The sequence below is a fragment of the Aquibacillus sediminis genome, from assembly GCF_005870085.1.
Taxonomy (GTDB): domain Bacteria; phylum Bacillota; class Bacilli; order Bacillales; family Amphibacillaceae; genus Aquibacillus_E; species Aquibacillus_E sediminis.
Genome location: NZ_SZNM01000026.1, coordinates 30,866 through 47,757, shown reverse-complemented (window position 1 = coordinate 47,757; position 16,892 = coordinate 30,866). Strand labels below are relative to the sequence as shown.

The following is a 16,892-nucleotide window of genomic DNA, read 5'->3' as shown; positions in this document are numbered from 1 at the left end:
GTAAAGTTTGGGGGTAAGTCTGAGTCCCTGTCATAGGACTGCTTTGATAGGGACTTAGACTAGAATTTTAAATATCATTATGTAACAGTGATGCCTGATTGTTTAATATATTTTTAATGCATAGTATTCTTGTACTACGCAGCAAAGATGCTGAGGTTCTTGCTATCACTTAATTTACTTAACCCCCGTTTAGCTTAAAAAAACTTGGATATTAAAATCACCCGAACCTTAAACGACCACCTGCTTTAGCAGGTGGTCGTTTAGGTACTGCATTATTTTACTTGGAGCAAGGCTTGGTAGGCACGATATTGGGGCCAAATTTAAATAAACTGTAGCAATTTTATAGGAAAAAAACCAGAACATACTAGGAGTGAAAACTCATATGTGCTGGTTTTTTCTTAGTAACTTCGTGAAATGTTAATACCTAACAAGAAAAATAGCAAACAAACAATAAGAGTATAAATGTTCGGATGAATTTCTAACAGATGAATTTCAAACACGCTTATCAAAACATAGAGCGATACCCTTGAAACTATAATCCCAAAAAAGAAGCCAATCATCCCGCCCTGTAGAGTGGTTTTAGCCATCACCCAATAATCACCTTCTCTTTTGGATAATGATAAATATCTTTCGTTGCTTTTCCTCTCATGATGAATAAGAAAGAAAAGATCCCTATCCGACCTACAAACATTAAAAATATAATCACACATTTACCTGCTGTACTTAATTCTGGGGTGATACCCATTGAGAGACCTGTTGTTCCAAATGCAGAACTAACTTCGAATATAATCGGAAGAACTGGAAAAGGTTCTATATAATTAAGTAATACAATTGCAGATATACATAACATAGATGCAGTTGTTATTACAATAAACGAACGAATCACATCTTCATCATCCAATTCTCTTCCAAAAACCTTGATACCTGTATTTCCTTTTGCATAATTAAATATCGTCAACAACATAATTGCAAATGTAGTAGTCCGAATTCCCCCACCCACACTACTTGGAGAAGCACCTATAAACATTAACACACACAATACAATTAAAGTTGGCGAAGTGAACTCACTAACATCCATGGTTGCCAAGCCACCATTCCTAGTCGTGACAGATTGAAAAAGACTGTAAAAAAACTGTTCATGCCACAGTTTGTCGGCAAAAAAAGCATTACGCTCTAATAAATAGATTAAAACCCATCCAACAACAATAAGAGCAAAAAAAGTTAATGTCGTCAATTTAGTGAATAATGAAAAGTAATATTTATTATTTACACTTTTATTTTTCCCACTAAGCACTTCTCTTATCTCTATTAATACAGGGAATCCAATTGCCCCTAGTATTAATAGGACAATATTTATAAATTGAACAAAATAATCATCAGCAAATGGAATTAAAGAAGAACCTGTTATATCAAAACCTGCATTTGTTGTAGCACTTACAGCACCAAAAAAGCCTTGTAACAGAGCTTCTTGCCATGTATCAAAGTAGTTCAGGAAATATGTACTTAAAACAATTGTACCTATTGTTTCAATTATTATTATTATACTCAGGATTTTTAACATTAAATTAACGAGCCCTGCCAAAGTTACTCTATTTTGGTCAACTTGTATAAGTTGTCTACCACGCAATCCAATCTTTTTTCCTAAAATAATCCAAATAAAGGTCCCAAGAGTCATAATCCCAATTCCACCAAATTGCAAAACTACTGTTAGTGCAATTTTGCCTGCTGCATTAAACGTATCAGCTGTCGAAACTACCGTAAGACCCGTTACACTTACCGCACTTACTGCAGTAAATAATAAATCAATAAAAGTTAGATCGACAGTAGGTTGGTGAAAAATAGGTAGTCCAAGGATCACCATAGAAACGATTACTGCCAAAATATAAAACAAGACTATAATACGGATAGTTGATAAATGACTAACTTTAAAAATTCTATTAAAAAAACTCATTTCTATCTCTCCTATTTTATGGACAGTTTCAATTCACAAATTTTACTGAATCGTAAACATATGAGTATATATTTTTTCATATGTGCTGTTTATTATAAGTAAATATATGGAATATTTATTAAAGATAGCAAATAACAAAAGGTTTAGCAACAAAGATAATGTTAATTTATTGGGGGATAGATTTAATGTTTGAAATCATTCAAAAAACAGTAAATATAAATACCTTAAAACTAATTATCTTCGCATCCATTTTCTACACTCTGTGTGCTTTTATTATTTATTTCATAGAACCGAATAATTTTGAAAACCCATTTATAGGTTTTTGGTGGGTGATGACTACTGTTACAACGGTAGGATTCGGTGATTATTCACCCGTTACAAATGCTGGAAAGGTATTTGGGTTGTTTCTTTATTTAACAGGGATCGGCTTAATTGGAATTATACTTGGGAAAGTTGTGAATGCTTTTAATTTGTATAATAGACTTAAGGGGGAAGGGAAATTGAATTACAACGGACAAAACCATTATGTTTTAGTTGGATGGTCGTCAAAAGCTAAGAAAACTCTAGACGAAATTTTGCTGAATGAGCACAAAAATAATAACATTGTATTAATAGATCAGTTAGATAAAACACCTATCGATCACGAAAAAGTTCACTACATCCATGGTGATCCTACAAGCTATGAGGTGCTTAATAAAGCAAATATTTTGAAATCAAATTCGGTTATCATTTTTGCGTCAGAAAGTGAGGATGAACTTTTTTTGGATGGAAAATCACTCTTGGTTGCTTCAGCAATTGAAAGCTATGGAATCGAACATAATAGAGATATTTATACGATCGTTGAGATGGTGCGTGAAAAGCATGTAAAAATGTTCAATCATGTAAAAATTGATGAATTTATCCCTTCAAATGATGCTTTTCCATTTTTAATGGCAAAATCTACGTTGCATCATGGTTCCAGTCAATTATTTAGGCAATTATTGAGCAAGAGGTATGGAGATGATTTATGGAAGATTAACCCTAATCCTTCTTGGAAAACGTACCGTGATGCTTTTAATGATTTAAGAGACAAAGGCGCTAACCTAATTTCAGCTGATAATGATCTAGGGATTATTAGAAGAATTGACGATGAAATACCTAAAGACGTTGGTTTATACATTATTTGTGACAAAAAAACCTATCATTCAATTCAAAATACCTAATTCATTATGTTGGATTATACTTCCGATCCATTTTGGATATAATAGTCAAAAGTATAACAATAAAGTGGTGACTTACATGAAACATAACTATATTCTAATTGGTTGGAATGAAAGGTCTAAAAATTTAATTCAACTGTTCAACAAGCACGATCCAAGCATAAATATAACACTAGTTGACTCTACTTTAAAAAGAAAACCCGAAGATATATATAATATTCAATTTGTACAAGGTGACGCTACCAATGTTTCAGTATTAAATGAAGCACATATTAAAAATACGAAAAAGTTGATTATTACATCAAATATTCATATAGATGAGGAACATTCCGATCTATTCTGTTTGCAAGTTTCCTTAATAGCCAAGACTTTAAATCCAAATATTGAAGTTTTCACTGAACTATTAATGAAAAAGAATATTGATAATGCTGAAAGAGTAGGGGCTAATAGAGTATTAAATACTAACCAGTTCCTGTATAAATTAATGTTCCACGAAGTTTTTGGTAATCAATTAGAAAAATCGCCTTTACAACAATTAGTACAGCAAGATTATAAAGTCATATCTACACCACAATATTTAATAGGAGAGACCTTTAGAACTTGCTATATACAATTACTACAAAAAGGTCATTTAGTTATTGGAGTGGAATCTCATGGAAATATACTAATTAACCCGAGGTCCGATTCGAAATTGCATGAATATCACCGTTTAATAGCAATCTAAATTTCGCTCTAACTATAGAATTTAAGCTTAGAACAAGTGGAATTCGTATAATAAATGAATATAACATTTAATGCTTGTTTCTTGTTCAAGGCACCTCCTTCTTTAAGTAAATAATTAAAACTAGTATCTTTCCTCTATTTCGATCGTACAAAAATGCACTTATTTCTCTTTTTTCATTAGCCTGCATTAATAACAGAAGAGCAATATTCAGCATTCGCGCCTGATTGTTGAATATCCTTTTCTGTTGAATAGTATCGATGTACTGTGCAGTAAATGAATTTGTTTTATTAAACTCCGTTACAAAAGAGTTATCGAATATTTCTTAAAAAAATTTACTCGAATAAATTTGTTAATATTTTATCTAATGACTCTATAGACCTAATGGCTTTAACTTTAAGTAATTCAAAGCTTTTTAGTTTTCCATGCATAATATCATTTCTAGTATCAGTTATATTTTTCATATTTTCAGTTAAATCAATTATTTCTATTTTAGAAGTTAAATATCCAGCTCTAATGAGCATTTTGGTTTTAGAAAAAATAGATCTAAACTTACCATTTGAATTCATTTCAAACTCTTCACTATTAGGTATCTTATCGATTATATTATTTATATATGTCTCTATTGTGATAGCTGAATAGATGATAGCTTTTTTATAATCATAAGTTTTACAAGCATACTTTGCTTCTCCATAAAATGCGTTTGTTACATTTACCTCTCTATTTAATGAACTTCTAAAATTAGAATCATTTATTTGGTTTATATTATTCAAATTTGTTGTTATCATTGCGTTTGCTAATAAAAAATTACTGTAGATATAATAAAAAGATAAATGACTGCAATCATAAACTGAAGGGCTTATTGCATGATTTCCTTCAGTAGTTTCATTGTATCTAAATAAAATATATTCTAAAAATGCTTGGTTAATATCAGTAGTAAAATCACTTCCTTTCTCTTGTAATTTGGTGTTTATTAGTTCCTTTTCTGAGTTAAAAGATTGTATGGCCACTTGAATTATAGAATTGAAAACTCCATATGTATAACTTTCAGTACTTAGTTTGTTTGGTTTAATTGTAAATGTAGATTCTCTCAGTGGAATTTTTTGCTCGTCTCTATAGAAACTTTGAATACGAAAAGCAACCTTTCTTTTTTTATTGCTTTCGGAGATTATGAAGTTTTCATCTGCTTCAAATGTAAAAAATCCACTATTGATTAAAAGATAGTAAGGTAAAGCAAATTCAGTGAAAATTGTCATTTCAAAATTATTATTTTCTATATAGTTCGTGAAATCATTATCAAGACCAACGTGGGTATGACTCATATCTATTACACCTCTATTTATCTATTCTCATTTCTTCTTCGGATATCTGATATTTAGGAAGAGTTCGACAATGTAGAAGACCATTTTAATTTTACCATAAATATCCTTTTGCAATTAAAAAAGTTCCATTTCAATACGGCTCTCACATAACAAAAGACACATCTCCTATACTGGAAATGCGCCCTTTAATGGAATAAACTTATTCTCTACTTCTAGAACAGTTACGCAGTATGATTGTGCTACGTAGCAAAAAATCCTACTGTATAATAAATAGTTCTTGTTAACCTAAAGAGGACCTTAAAAAGTTATTAATCTTAATTTATATTTCTTATTTTCTAACATTTGATTAATCAACCGACCTCAAAAGGTAAGGTCTAATAAAATATAAAGTAAATCTACACCTCTATTGCACCTTCAACATACACAGTTTTAAGTCTTTTAAAAAGAATTAATTCTTTAACACTTCTTTTACTTCTGCTACTGTCATTTCTAGTGCCTCAGAAATCACTTCAACTGAAATTTCTAACTCTGACAATACCCGAATTGCATTACGTCGTATTTCATTTTTCCCTCTCTCGATCATCTCTTTATCTCGTTCATTAAATCTTTAAGAGAATGTACTGCAAGGTCTAATACTCCATCAACTCGATATCCAAGTGGCTACTCCCTTATATGGGTATAGCCACTTTTTGTCAGATTACAAAACACTACACATCATGATAAGCGTCTTATTATTATTCGTATCTGAGTCACAGCAGTTGCTTCAATTATACTATATACATGTTTTTATATAAAAAAAGTCAAAGAATAAGACAAATCATTTTTTGTAGGTAAATTCTTATGTTAAAATAACTTTTAAATTGGTGCCGAGTTTGGTGCCCAAATTTAATAATAAGCAGATACTTAAAAACATTGGCGATTATGGAAGTCCTATAACAACGCACTTTGAGGTCTTATGAGTTACCATAAAGTACAACCCATATAGAACTTCAAAACCCTGAGGGAGGCGCGTGCCGTCTCCGGTGAGTTCGATTCTCACACAATCCCGCCATCATGCAATCCCCTCATTCCTTTTTCCTTAAAAAACAGCATAAACACCTAATTTTAGAATATCAGATTTCATCTAGAGACATAATTGTCTCTCAATTCATGAACAATCCCCCATCTTACAAATTACTATGAATTCATTCTTTCAGACGACAAATGATTAACCTACGTATTACTCTTAATAGTGACATCATCAATCATAGATGTGCATTCATTCTGAGGCGAATGTTGAAGTGGCTTAAATATAATGAAATTCCACTCAAATGAGTTTTCCTATTTCCTCACATAGCGCCACAAGAAATCTAGGCCCTTGAATCAATTGGGGTGTTAGCGACCGTTTACTCCCACTTAAACACCTCCGTTTCCTATCATGTTTTGAACGGACAGATTGCAGCGCGATTTATAGTATTACAAACAAATAAATAAAATATTTCAAAAAATGTATGATAAAATAATAGTCAAGCTTTTTCTCTAAAAGGAGGGAGACAATTGTCTAAAGAAGAAATTATAAAGTTAACTTCTTTGTCATCCAAAGGTGGCTGAGGATGCAAAATTGGTCCTAGAGACCTGACGCAGGTGCTGCGTCACTTACCACAATCCACTACAGATCCCAACTTACTCGTTGGGTTAGATGCATCTGATGATGCTGGTGTTTATAAAATCAACGATCAAACAGCATTGGTTCAGACATTAGACTTCTTCACTCCTATTGTGGATGACCCATATATGTTTGGCCAAATTGCTGCTGCTAACGCATTGAGTGATGTCTATGCGATGGGTGGGACACCGATAACCGCAATGAATATTGTAGGATTTCCTATTAATACATTAGATAAATCTATCTTAGCAGACATTTTATCCGGAGCATCCGATAAGGTGAAGGAATCTGGCGCAGCATTAGTCGGGGGACACTCGATTGATGATCAAGAACCAAAATTCGGATTATCTATAACAGGAACGGTACATCCAGAACGAATCCGTACGAATATTGGTGCCAAACCAGGTGATAAATTGATTCTAACCAAACCAATTGGAGTTGGTATTCTAACTCAAGCCATTAAAAAAGATTTACTTGATCCGCAGACAACCAAACAAGTTATGGAAGTTATGGCACAGTTAAACAAATATGCAGCAGAAGTAATGGCCGATTTTAATATTTCAGCTTGTACGGATGTGACTGGTTTTGGTTTACTAGGTCATACACATGAAATCGCCGATGGAAGTCAAGTTGGTATCACTATTTATCATAGCGATGTTCCTGTTTTACCAAAAACAAAGGATCTTCTAGAGAAAAATGTCTTCCCAGGTGGGTCAAAGAAAAATCATCAATGGCTAAAAGATAGTGTTACATATAGTGATAATGTTAGTGAACTAAGTCAGCTAATATTGTCTGATGCCATTACTTCTGGCGGTCTACTCATTTGTATACCAGAAAAAGAAGCAGATTCATTATTACATTCTCTTCATGAACATAACCTAACAGCAGCTACGATTGGTGAGGTAACGAAAGAAACACCAGGTATTATCACGGTTAAATAAAGAAAACTTGTCGGCTGGCAAAGCTTTGGCAATATAGGCTTGTCTAATGTCTTAAAATTTTCACTTTCTTATCAGTGTATAAAAGTACTCATCCATGAGTCCTTTTATACACTATCAATTGTGAGGTGTTCCGAAATGACCAGTAATAAACAGCCGAACCACCCAAACAATATGAAAATTCCAATCGTTATAACACATAAAGAAACTAATCATAAAAAAACAGTTGTCTTAACATTTGATGATGGTCCAAGTGAGTTCCTACCTAAAATACTAGATATATTAAAAAGTGAAAATGTCCCTGCACTGTTTTTTTGGCAATCACAACTAGTGGAGACCCACAAACCTTGGCAGCGTGTCTTAACGGAAGGACATGTCATCGGTTCTCATACGATTGATCATCCGAATTTGAGCGAACTATCTTTTGATGAACAATATGATCAAATAAAAGACAGTAGTAATAAAATTGAACGTATTACACAACAAAAAGTTACCTTCTTTCGCCCACCATACGGTCAATACAACTCGAATACATTGAAAATAGCCAATCAGCTCGGCTTAAGTACCATTATGTGGCAAATTCCATCATACGATTGGGAACTCACCCATAATCCAGAACAAATCATTGAAAATGTAGTAAATCAACTCGAAAACGGGGCAATTATCTTATTACATGAACTGCCGCAGACTGTCCAAATACTTCTTGCTCTTATACAAGCAATCAAGCAAAGAGGTTATCGCTTTGTTTTATTATAGTTTTATAAAGAACAAAGGCTCGGGTCGCCCGGTTAGCGACGTACGAACTGCGCCTGCGCATCGCAGGTGGTTCGGTGTTGCCGCTCAGGAGCGGCGGACTTAACCGAACATTCATTCCGCAGGAGATAAAGGAAACATGCCCCTGCAAAAGGGGTAGACGTGAGTTGGGCGCAAAGCCCGTTTTTAGTCGTCCTTCCTCCAAGAGTGAATCGATGTTGACTTACACAAAGGATGTTCGACTAAGAACGTCACGTCCTGTGACAACGTCGAACTGACCTACTTCCTCGAAAAAGAAAAATCGCTTTTTCTTCGTGCGAAGTTTCGCTGTCGTAGTTTTCCTTGTCCTGTAGGCCCGAGGTGAGGGAAGTTGCGCTACAGCTTTAGCGCTTCGCGGACGTGGCTTACACTGCAATTAGTAATCCACAGCGTCACATTTTTATAATTTCCTGACAACTAAAAAAGCAGTACATTCAACAATAAAGAATGTACTGCTTTTGATTAATAACATTACATAGTAACAGAAAGAGAAGCTATTTTAGAAGTTGCTTCTGTCACTTTTTGCAATCCTTCTTCAATAATTTGTTCTGCTTGATCTGGCATTGCATTATGTCCCTCAATGACCACTTCATCTATGATTTCCATACCAAACATGCCAGCAAAAATATTACGCATATAATTAACAGACATTTCCATAGATTGCATTTCAGCTGTGGAATAAACACCTCCACGTGCGTTTAACAATACCACTTTCTTCTCTGGCTTTAGGGGAACAATATTTCCTTCAGGGCTATATTTAAACGTAAAGCCTGCTTCATTGATGTAATCAACAAATGTTTGTAATTTAGCCGGGATTGTTAAGTTCCATAGTGGAAATGCAAACACCACTATATCAGCAGCTGCGAATATACTCTTTGCCTTTTGCTTGGCATCTAAAAGGCGCTGTTCACCACTTGTTAATTCCTCGTCATTTGCAAGCTTATTAAAAGCATCAAATAGTTCTTGGCCAAAATATGGGGTGTCTTCTGCAAACACATCATAAGTAGAAACAGTTATATTTTCTAGTTTAGAGACACCTTCCATAAATGTCTCATACATTCTACTAGAAACCCCCTCCGATGCCGGGCGGTTATTTGCTTTTACAACTAATACATTCATGTTCATAATCCTCCATCTAATATCCATTTCCTTCATTTACTTATCATCATAAGATATATATTATTATGTAAAAAAATAAACAGAATTACAACTACGCACTTTAAAGTTACCTAGTATCAAAAAGGATACTATTAAGTGTCTCACTCCTGTCTTTTAAAAGCTAAATAAACCTTATATAACCTTTCAAATCAAGCCTTCGAAACAACAAACCTTCATCTTTCTAACAATGAAATTTTAAATATTACTATTTTGTGAACAACTGTGAGTTACTCATCTGCAATCTAAAATTGTTCATTTCGGAACATTACAGACCGAAACATACATAAAATGTAGCCAACACCCCGGAAGTAAACTGATAAGAGAAACTATTTCTTTGTAATCGTCATTTTACTTCGGTTATAATTGCTCATACTAATTTTACATCAAGCAAAAAGGAGCTAATGTAAATGAAAGCAATTGTGATTAATGAATATGGAAGCAAAGAAAAATTAAAAGAACAGGAAGTGCCTACACCACAAATTAAAGATAACCAAGTTTTGGTGGAAGTATATGCTACATCAATTAATCCAATTGATTGGAAATTGAGGGAAGGTTATTTAAGACAAATGCTCGATTTCTCATTTCCTATTATCCTTGGTTGGGATGTAGCAGGTGTCATTACCGAAGTAGGACGCAACGTAACAAAATTTAAGGTTGGGGACGAAGTGTTTGCTCGACCAGACACGACAGCAAATGGTACTTATGCAGAATACACCGCCGTCGACGAAGACTTATTAGCAAAAAAACCTACCAATATTTCCTATGAACAAGCAGCATCAATTCCACTAGCAGGTTTAACCGCATGGCAATGTCTTGTTGATGAAGTTAAGTTAAAGCACGGAGAGCATGTACTTATCCATGCTGGAGCTGGCGGTGTCGGGAGTTTAGCGATTCAATTTGCTAAACATATAGGCGCTCATGTGGCAACCACTGCAAGTGAGAAAAATGAAATATATGTCAAAGAGCTTGGTGCCGATCAGTTCATTAATTACCGAACCCAGCAATTTGAAGAAGAATTAGAAAAAGTTGATGCCGTTGTTGACACGATGGGTGGAGAGATTTTGGATAAAAGCTTTCAGGTACTAAAACCTGGTGGCAGAATCGTTACGATTGCTGGCCAACCAAAACAAGAACTTGCAACACAACATCAAGTAAAAGCCACATCTTACTGGCTCACCCCAAATGGACAACAACTTAGTCAGATTGGAGAGCTATTAGAAAAAGGAATTGTCAAACCTCAAGTTGGTCATGTATTTAATTTTTCTGAAAACGAACTAAGAGAGGCGCATAAATTAAGTGAAACTCACCATGCAAAAGGAAAAATAGTTATTAAAATGAAATAAAGTAAAACGTAGCCCCCTATATTTTTAGAAATTAGGGGGTATTCACATATTTTCCTGCCTAAAGAATACTTCCTACTAGCAAGCCCTTAAGTGAAGACAAAGGCTGGACTGAGGACAAGTAAACTCCAAGCGCAGCCCCCCCTTTCTTATTTACTAATTAGAAGCCAATCCTAACTGCAAAAAAAATCATTTAATAGTTAAGCATAGTTACTCAGTAGTTACAAATGCTAACGAATATGTAACTTATGTCGAAAATGAAAGGAGTGAATTACCATTGGGAGGTATGAATTACTGGAATCCAAATGATCAGCAATTTTGGGAATCTAAAGGCAAAAAAATTGCCAGCCGCAATTTATGGATATCAATCCCAAATTTACTGATCGCATTTAGCGTATGGCAAATTTGGTCAGTTCTATCTCTTCAATTAATTGATGCTGGATTTAACTATACAACAGAACAAGTCTATTCCCTAACCGCTATTCCTGCGTTAACAGGAGCATTATTGAGAATATTTTACTCGATCGGGGTTACCTATACCGGCGGAAAAACATGGACGGTTTTATCCACGTTAATCTTACTCCTACCAGTCTTAGGAATAAGCATAGCATTAAACAACCCAAATACACCATACACAACAATGGCACTACTTGCTGCTCTTTGCGGGTTTGGTGGAGGAAATTTTGCATCATCCATGGCTGCCATTGGACCTTTTTTTCCGAAAACTAAACAAGGCTCAGCACTTGGTATTAATGGTGGACTTGGAAATCTTGGAGTCAGTTTAGCACAATTTCTCATTCCGATTGTTATTTCTATTCCGTTATTTGGGGCACTTGGTGGAGAGCCGCAAACGATTCAAAACGGTACCGAAAGCACTCAAGTTTGGCTACAAAATGGGGCACTTATTTGGGTTATCCCTATTATTGCTTTTGCATTTTTAGCTTTTTTTGGAATGACCAATTTACCTTTGGAAAAACCTAAATTAGCAAGTCAACTAGAAGTATTTAAGGGAAAACATATGTATTTGATCACAATCCTTTATATTATGTCTTTCGGCTCTTTTATCGGGTATTCCGCGGCTTTTCCATTGCTAATAGATGGGGAATTTCCAGAAATTAATGCAGTACAATTCGTTTTTATTGGACCATTATTAGGTGCACTCGGACGACCACTTGGTGGCTATTTTGCAGATAAATTTGGGGGCGCAAAAGTATCGATTATTGATATTATTCTTATGGTCATTGGGATTATAGGAGTTATTTTCTTTATTGATGAAAACTCCAGAAGCTTTATTGGTTTCTTTGTCTCTTTCCTTTTATTGTTTGCAACTGGTGGCATTGCCAACGGCTCTATCTTTACGATGTTCCCAATTATCTTCGGGCCACAAGAATCACCTGCTGCAATTGGGTTCGCATCTGCAATCGGTGCATTTGGTGGATTCTTTATACCACAATTATTCGGATTTTCTATCCAACATACAGGAAATGTTAATCTGGCGCTATATATTTTTATAAGTTATTATGTGCTTTGCGCGATCATTATCTGGTATTATTACGCTCGAAAGCATGCAGAAATTCCAATCGATACTTTAGAAAACCAATAATAAAGGATTTGATCTTACTTGAAATGCATAGCTATTATTTATGAGTAAACTACAACAACATATAATTAGTAAGACAAAAGCACATAACCATTTGGAGATCAATGCTAAAAGAGCAACAGAAAAGACATTAACCAATTAAATGCCATATTCTGTTGTTGCTCTTTTCTTATTTATTTCATTTACCACACTCATACATTTCTGCAAATATCACGAACATAAATCATTTTAAAAAACCCGCCTCCATATGAACCAATTCGTTACTGCTAAAACACCGAAATAAACATACTCACCGTATGGCACACTTAAAGAGAAAAAATGTATTCCAACAAACACACCAATTACGGCAAATAACGCAAAGTGTTTGGCTGTTTCTGTTTGCTGTGCAGCAGCAAACGAGTCGGTAAATGGTAAATCAGACTTGTTTAACACCTTATAGCAAATTACTGAAAATAACGATGCTGTTAATCCAACAACCAACAATGATACTATAATGCGAATTGAAAAAATGAAAATAAATACAACACTTAATAACAAAAATACTGGGAAGAATAGCTTAATAAGTAACGCTTTTGTCGCTGCTCGATACATATTTGCAACATACTTAATCGGTGTTGCCTTAAAAATCCACGCTCCCTGATAATTTTCCGAGAACTTGATCATTTGCACTCCAGTTGGAATGATCAAAATACAAAAATAAATCGTTAAAAACAGCTTACTATTGCTCATCTCTGCAAACGAACGTAAACGTAAATCATTAAATAGAAACAAAAATGGGAAAAATAAAGCAAATCCAATCGTTGGATAAACCTTTAGTTTAAATTCTCGCTCATGACTTAGCATCTGGTTGGCAAAAAGAAAAAAGGTTTTCTCTTCTTTCGTGTGACATAATATATTTGCCCACCATTCCCGGTAAAAGGTACCGCGTTTTGTTGCTTTTGTATTTTGTGACAATAACTTGTCTAAATTACGTTCGAACGATGGGATCAGTCGCAAATAAACAAGTAATGCTAGAATAGGAACCACCAATCCGAGGATCGACAATACCATAATCGATTGACCCTGATTGTGTTGCAATAACCATTCATATGCTGCCCCATACCACATTGGTGGAATCAGATATTGCCACCAATGAATCGTGATATTCATTTGAAAATCAACAAATTCAAAGGAGCGTATTACTAATTGGTAGCCAACAAGCATCATCATCGTCAGCATGATTTGCACATAATTAATCATATCTTTTAACTTTTCACCGTCAAAAAAACGCAACACACCAATATAAATAAGCGCTGTAAACATGATAATTAGAAAAGACAATAGGATTAACTCAACTACAAAAACAATAAAAAATAAAAAACCTTGTTGAACTAAACTGACTATTAATGGAAGTGCTGTCAATGTACCAGTGATACAAAACAAGTAAATCGTCACATGAATCACTTTTGCTGTGTTAATGGTCCTAGCGTTCACTGGTTTTGTTCCAATAATCACCTTATCTCGCACATCCAACAATACGGTAGAAAAATCCGAAATCATCGACGTCATCACAATAAACATCACAATTCCAAATACTAAACTCATTTGAAAAAAATAGTGATCCCCTAGAACAAGCGGAATCAAAATCAAGCTCATGAGCAGATACATCCCTAACGATTTTAAAAATTGATTATTATCTTCCTTTTTCTTTGTTGACTGATTAAACATCGTCGGCACTCTTCGTTGATCCATCGTCAATTTGACCTCTAAGATTTTCCGCATCACTTCATAATCGACACCAAATACTTCAAATCCTTTTTTAAAAGTATCTAAGATTTTTAAGGATTGGAATTCTCTCATGTTGTGTCACCATCTTGAACAACGGAAACGAACGAGGAAGCAATTGCTTCATGTTGATTAAAACCGGTTAGCTCATTAAAAATCTGCTCTAATGTTCCTTCTTTATTCTGTTGTTGTAACTGTTCGAAACTACCATCTGCAACAATCTGACCATCATGTAACAATACAATTCGGTTACTAATTTTCTCTACCACATCCATGATGTGTGACGAGTAAAAAATCGTTTTCCCTTGTTCCGCCAATTGCGCCAATACTTCTTTGACGATCATGACACTACTCGCATCCAATCCGCTTAGTGGCTCATCTAAAAATAGTAAATCAGGATTATGTAGTAAACTAGCAATGATTAATACCTTTTGCCGCATCCCTTTCGAAAAAGAGGATAGTCTTGCATCGAACACATCCGTCAATTCGAAAATTGCCATTAAGTCTTTCGCTTTTTCTTCGGCATGATCACGTTCCATCCCGTATAACTCACCGACAAACGTCAAATATTCTCTTGCGGTTAAATTATCGTACACCTCAGCATGTTCCGGAACATAGCCAATTCTTTGCTTATAGGTTGGATCTCCATCAGCGATATTGTAACCAAACAGTTCCACTTCTCCCTCAAAATCATCGACAAGTCCTAACATAATTTTGACTGTTGTACTTTTCCCGGCCCCATTTGGTCCAATATAGCCAATAATTTCTCCTTGATAGACATCAAGAGTTATACCTTGCAAAATATGCTTCTGACCAAAACTTTTGGTTAAGTGTTTTAGTGCTAACACCTTTTGATTCCCCATTCTTATCCCCCTAGCTTCAATCGTACAATGCAATGTCTTAACAAAGCGTACATACTATAATAGTATGAAGCAAGTCTGTCGATTCAACAACCATTCCAACAAAAACAGTGTCGCTACAAGATACATTTAATAGAACAATTTTGTAACCTTTTACGAAAGCACACGTCCTATATAAAGAGGGGGACCTATCATGAAACAATTTTTAATCATCATTCTTAGTGTACCTTTTTTAGCAGCCTGTCAATCAATAGACAAAACGGACTCGAATGCGCATACCATCATCGATTGGGTTGATTTTGTAAAGATTAATGGCAAACAGTACGAGTCCGTTTATTCAGCGATAATAGCAGATCCAACATTCATCGGAGAAGAAATCAGTGAAGTAGCATTTCATATTTCTGACAACGTTTCAAATCCTGGATATCAAATTAAAGACGGGGATGCGGCATTTTTAGATGAAGGAACAAAACTACATGCTGTTCAAAATAAACCTGATATGCTTGCCGTTAAAAACAACAATACCATTAATGGCTATCGGTTATACCAAACTGGGAATCAATCAAATTGGCACTATCAAGATCTAGATAAACGTGCAATTAACAAAATAGAAATGTATACATCTAGTCCCCCACCACAACGCCTAAATAAAATAGAAAATCCTTCCGAGATTGAAAAGATTCTTACTATTTTAGACCAAAGGGAAACAAAACCATCCTTTCGACCAAGCATTGAAAATGGAGATCCCGATCGATATACTGTCGTTTTTTATACCGATCAAGTCATCGCCCAACAATATACGCTCTCTTATGATGGGGGTACATGGTATTGGCACCCTTGGGATACGGAAGTTTTACCCGATAAAATCGAAACATATCTGAAAGTAACTTCGGAATAGTCAAAGGCAAGCATTAGTGAAATAATGCTTGCCCTATGATCAATTTTCACTTTTCATTTAACGCAATACTGCAAAAGCATCCGCTACCTTACGAGCAAACGCCAGTGGTGGTTCAACCGATTGAAAATGCACATATAAGATTGTTGGTTCGGTATACATCCAATGGTTATGAATCGCACTTATTTGTACTCCATTTCTAGCCAACATGTTAGTAAATAAAGGAACCTCTTCCTCCAACATGACAGATTCCCCTAAATTAAGTGCGAACCCTACTTCATCTAGAGATTCAAACATAACTTCTGCATGAAGTTCACCATGACTGGGACGACCTTGGATCATCACGGACAAATCACGGTCCCATTCCACCGTACAAACACCATTCTCCACATGAGGTTCTCTACCAAATATCACCCCATACCGATAACATAATGAATAAAAATCTTGCATGAACTAGACACCCTTATGACTGTAATATATAGTAACCTATGCACTAGGCATCTGTCCTGTGCAAGAATTATAGCAAAGCTCTGTCCTATAAATCTACTTTCATTCCATTTAGCAAATGGATGACTGCAACGTTCGCTTGAGGGTAATATTCTTTAAGTCACAAAGTGAAACTTCATTCAGAGGGGGATTTTTGCTCTCCCCCCTCTGAATATAAGTACCAAGGAGAGACCCAAAGGCTTTTGAATCAATTGAGGTGA

Annotated in this window: 14 protein-coding genes; 7 read left to right on the top strand and 7 right to left on the bottom strand. The window is 34.9% G+C overall.

Annotated elements, in window-relative coordinates:
- Window positions 1-586 precede the first annotated feature (586 nt).
- Window positions 587-1,951: a TrkH family potassium uptake protein gene (locus tag FCI53_RS17930; protein ID WP_138420396.1), complete on the bottom strand. Its 1,365-nt coding sequence runs from the start codon at window positions 1,949-1,951 to the stop codon at window positions 587-589.
- A 185-nt stretch (window positions 1,952-2,136) separates the two neighbouring features.
- Between FCI53_RS17930 and FCI53_RS17925 the strand changes: the two genes are divergently transcribed.
- Both FCI53_RS17925 and FCI53_RS17920 read left to right on the top strand, forming a co-directional pair.
- Entirely contained in the window at window positions 2,137-3,153 is a 1,017-nt protein-coding gene (locus tag FCI53_RS17925) for a potassium channel family protein (RefSeq protein ID WP_171038225.1), read from the top strand.
- Window positions 3,154-3,229: 76 nt separating this feature from the next.
- Window positions 3,230-3,874 carry an NAD-binding protein gene (locus tag FCI53_RS17920; RefSeq protein WP_171038224.1) on the top strand — a complete coding sequence of 215 codons (645 nt, stop codon included), beginning with the start codon at window positions 3,230-3,232 and terminating at the stop codon, window positions 3,872-3,874.
- A 332-nt stretch (window positions 3,875-4,206) separates the two neighbouring features.
- Here the strand turns inward: FCI53_RS17920 and FCI53_RS17915 are convergent, their stop codons facing one another.
- Window positions 4,207-5,193: a hypothetical protein gene (locus tag FCI53_RS17915; protein ID WP_138420393.1), complete on the bottom strand. Its 987-nt coding sequence runs from the start codon at window positions 5,191-5,193 to the stop codon at window positions 4,207-4,209.
- 448 nt (window positions 5,194-5,641) lie between these two features.
- Window positions 5,642-5,776, bottom strand: coding sequence for a hypothetical protein (locus FCI53_RS22080; protein WP_281279560.1), 135 nt, complete (start codon window positions 5,774-5,776; stop codon window positions 5,642-5,644).
- A 968-nt stretch (window positions 5,777-6,744) separates the two neighbouring features.
- On the opposite strand from FCI53_RS22080, the gene selD reads away from it, so the two are divergent.
- Window positions 6,745-7,779 carry a selenide, water dikinase SelD gene (selD, locus tag FCI53_RS17910; RefSeq protein ID WP_425457195.1) on the top strand — a complete coding sequence of 345 codons (1,035 nt, stop codon included), beginning with the start codon at window positions 6,745-6,747 and terminating at the stop codon, window positions 7,777-7,779.
- Window positions 7,780-7,914: 135 nt separating this feature from the next.
- Window positions 7,915-8,532, top strand: coding sequence for a polysaccharide deacetylase family protein (locus FCI53_RS17905; protein WP_246050145.1), 618 nt, complete (start codon window positions 7,915-7,917; stop codon window positions 8,530-8,532).
- Between the two features lie 507 nt (window positions 8,533-9,039).
- Here FCI53_RS17905 and FCI53_RS17900 read toward each other — a convergent pair.
- Window positions 9,040-9,687 (bottom strand): FMN-dependent NADH-azoreductase, encoded by a 648-nt coding sequence (locus FCI53_RS17900; protein ID WP_138420391.1) that lies wholly within the window; start codon window positions 9,685-9,687, stop codon window positions 9,040-9,042.
- A gap of 446 nt (window positions 9,688-10,133) precedes the next feature.
- Between FCI53_RS17900 and FCI53_RS17895 the strand changes: the two genes are divergently transcribed.
- Entirely contained in the window at window positions 10,134-11,069 is a 936-nt protein-coding gene (locus FCI53_RS17895) for an NADP-dependent oxidoreductase (RefSeq protein ID WP_138420390.1), read from the top strand.
- Between the two features lie 283 nt (window positions 11,070-11,352).
- The gene (locus FCI53_RS17890) at window positions 11,353-12,669 is read left to right on the top strand and encodes an MFS transporter (protein ID WP_138420397.1); all 1,317 of its coding nucleotides are present in this window, start codon (window positions 11,353-11,355) and stop codon (window positions 12,667-12,669) included.
- Between the two features lie 225 nt (window positions 12,670-12,894).
- Here FCI53_RS17890 and FCI53_RS17885 read toward each other — a convergent pair whose 3' ends face one another.
- Entirely contained in the window at window positions 12,895-14,505 is a 1,611-nt protein-coding gene (locus tag FCI53_RS17885) for a hypothetical protein (protein ID WP_138420389.1), read from the bottom strand.
- Entirely contained in the window at window positions 14,502-15,293 is a 792-nt protein-coding gene (locus FCI53_RS17880; RefSeq protein WP_138420388.1) for an ABC transporter ATP-binding protein, read from the bottom strand. Before FCI53_RS17880 ends, FCI53_RS17885 begins: the two co-directional genes overlap by 4 nt.
- 190 nt (window positions 15,294-15,483) lie before the next feature.
- Here FCI53_RS17880 and FCI53_RS17875 point away from each other — a divergent pair, with 190 nt between their 5' ends.
- Window positions 15,484-16,188: a hypothetical protein gene (locus FCI53_RS17875; RefSeq protein ID WP_138420387.1), complete on the top strand. Its 705-nt coding sequence runs from the start codon at window positions 15,484-15,486 to the stop codon at window positions 16,186-16,188.
- Between the two features lie 57 nt (window positions 16,189-16,245).
- On the opposite strand, the gene FCI53_RS17870 is transcribed toward FCI53_RS17875, so the two are convergent.
- Entirely contained in the window at window positions 16,246-16,635 is a 390-nt protein-coding gene (locus tag FCI53_RS17870) for a DUF1259 domain-containing protein (RefSeq protein ID WP_138420386.1), read from the bottom strand.
- Between the last annotated feature and the right edge of the window lie 257 nt (window positions 16,636-16,892).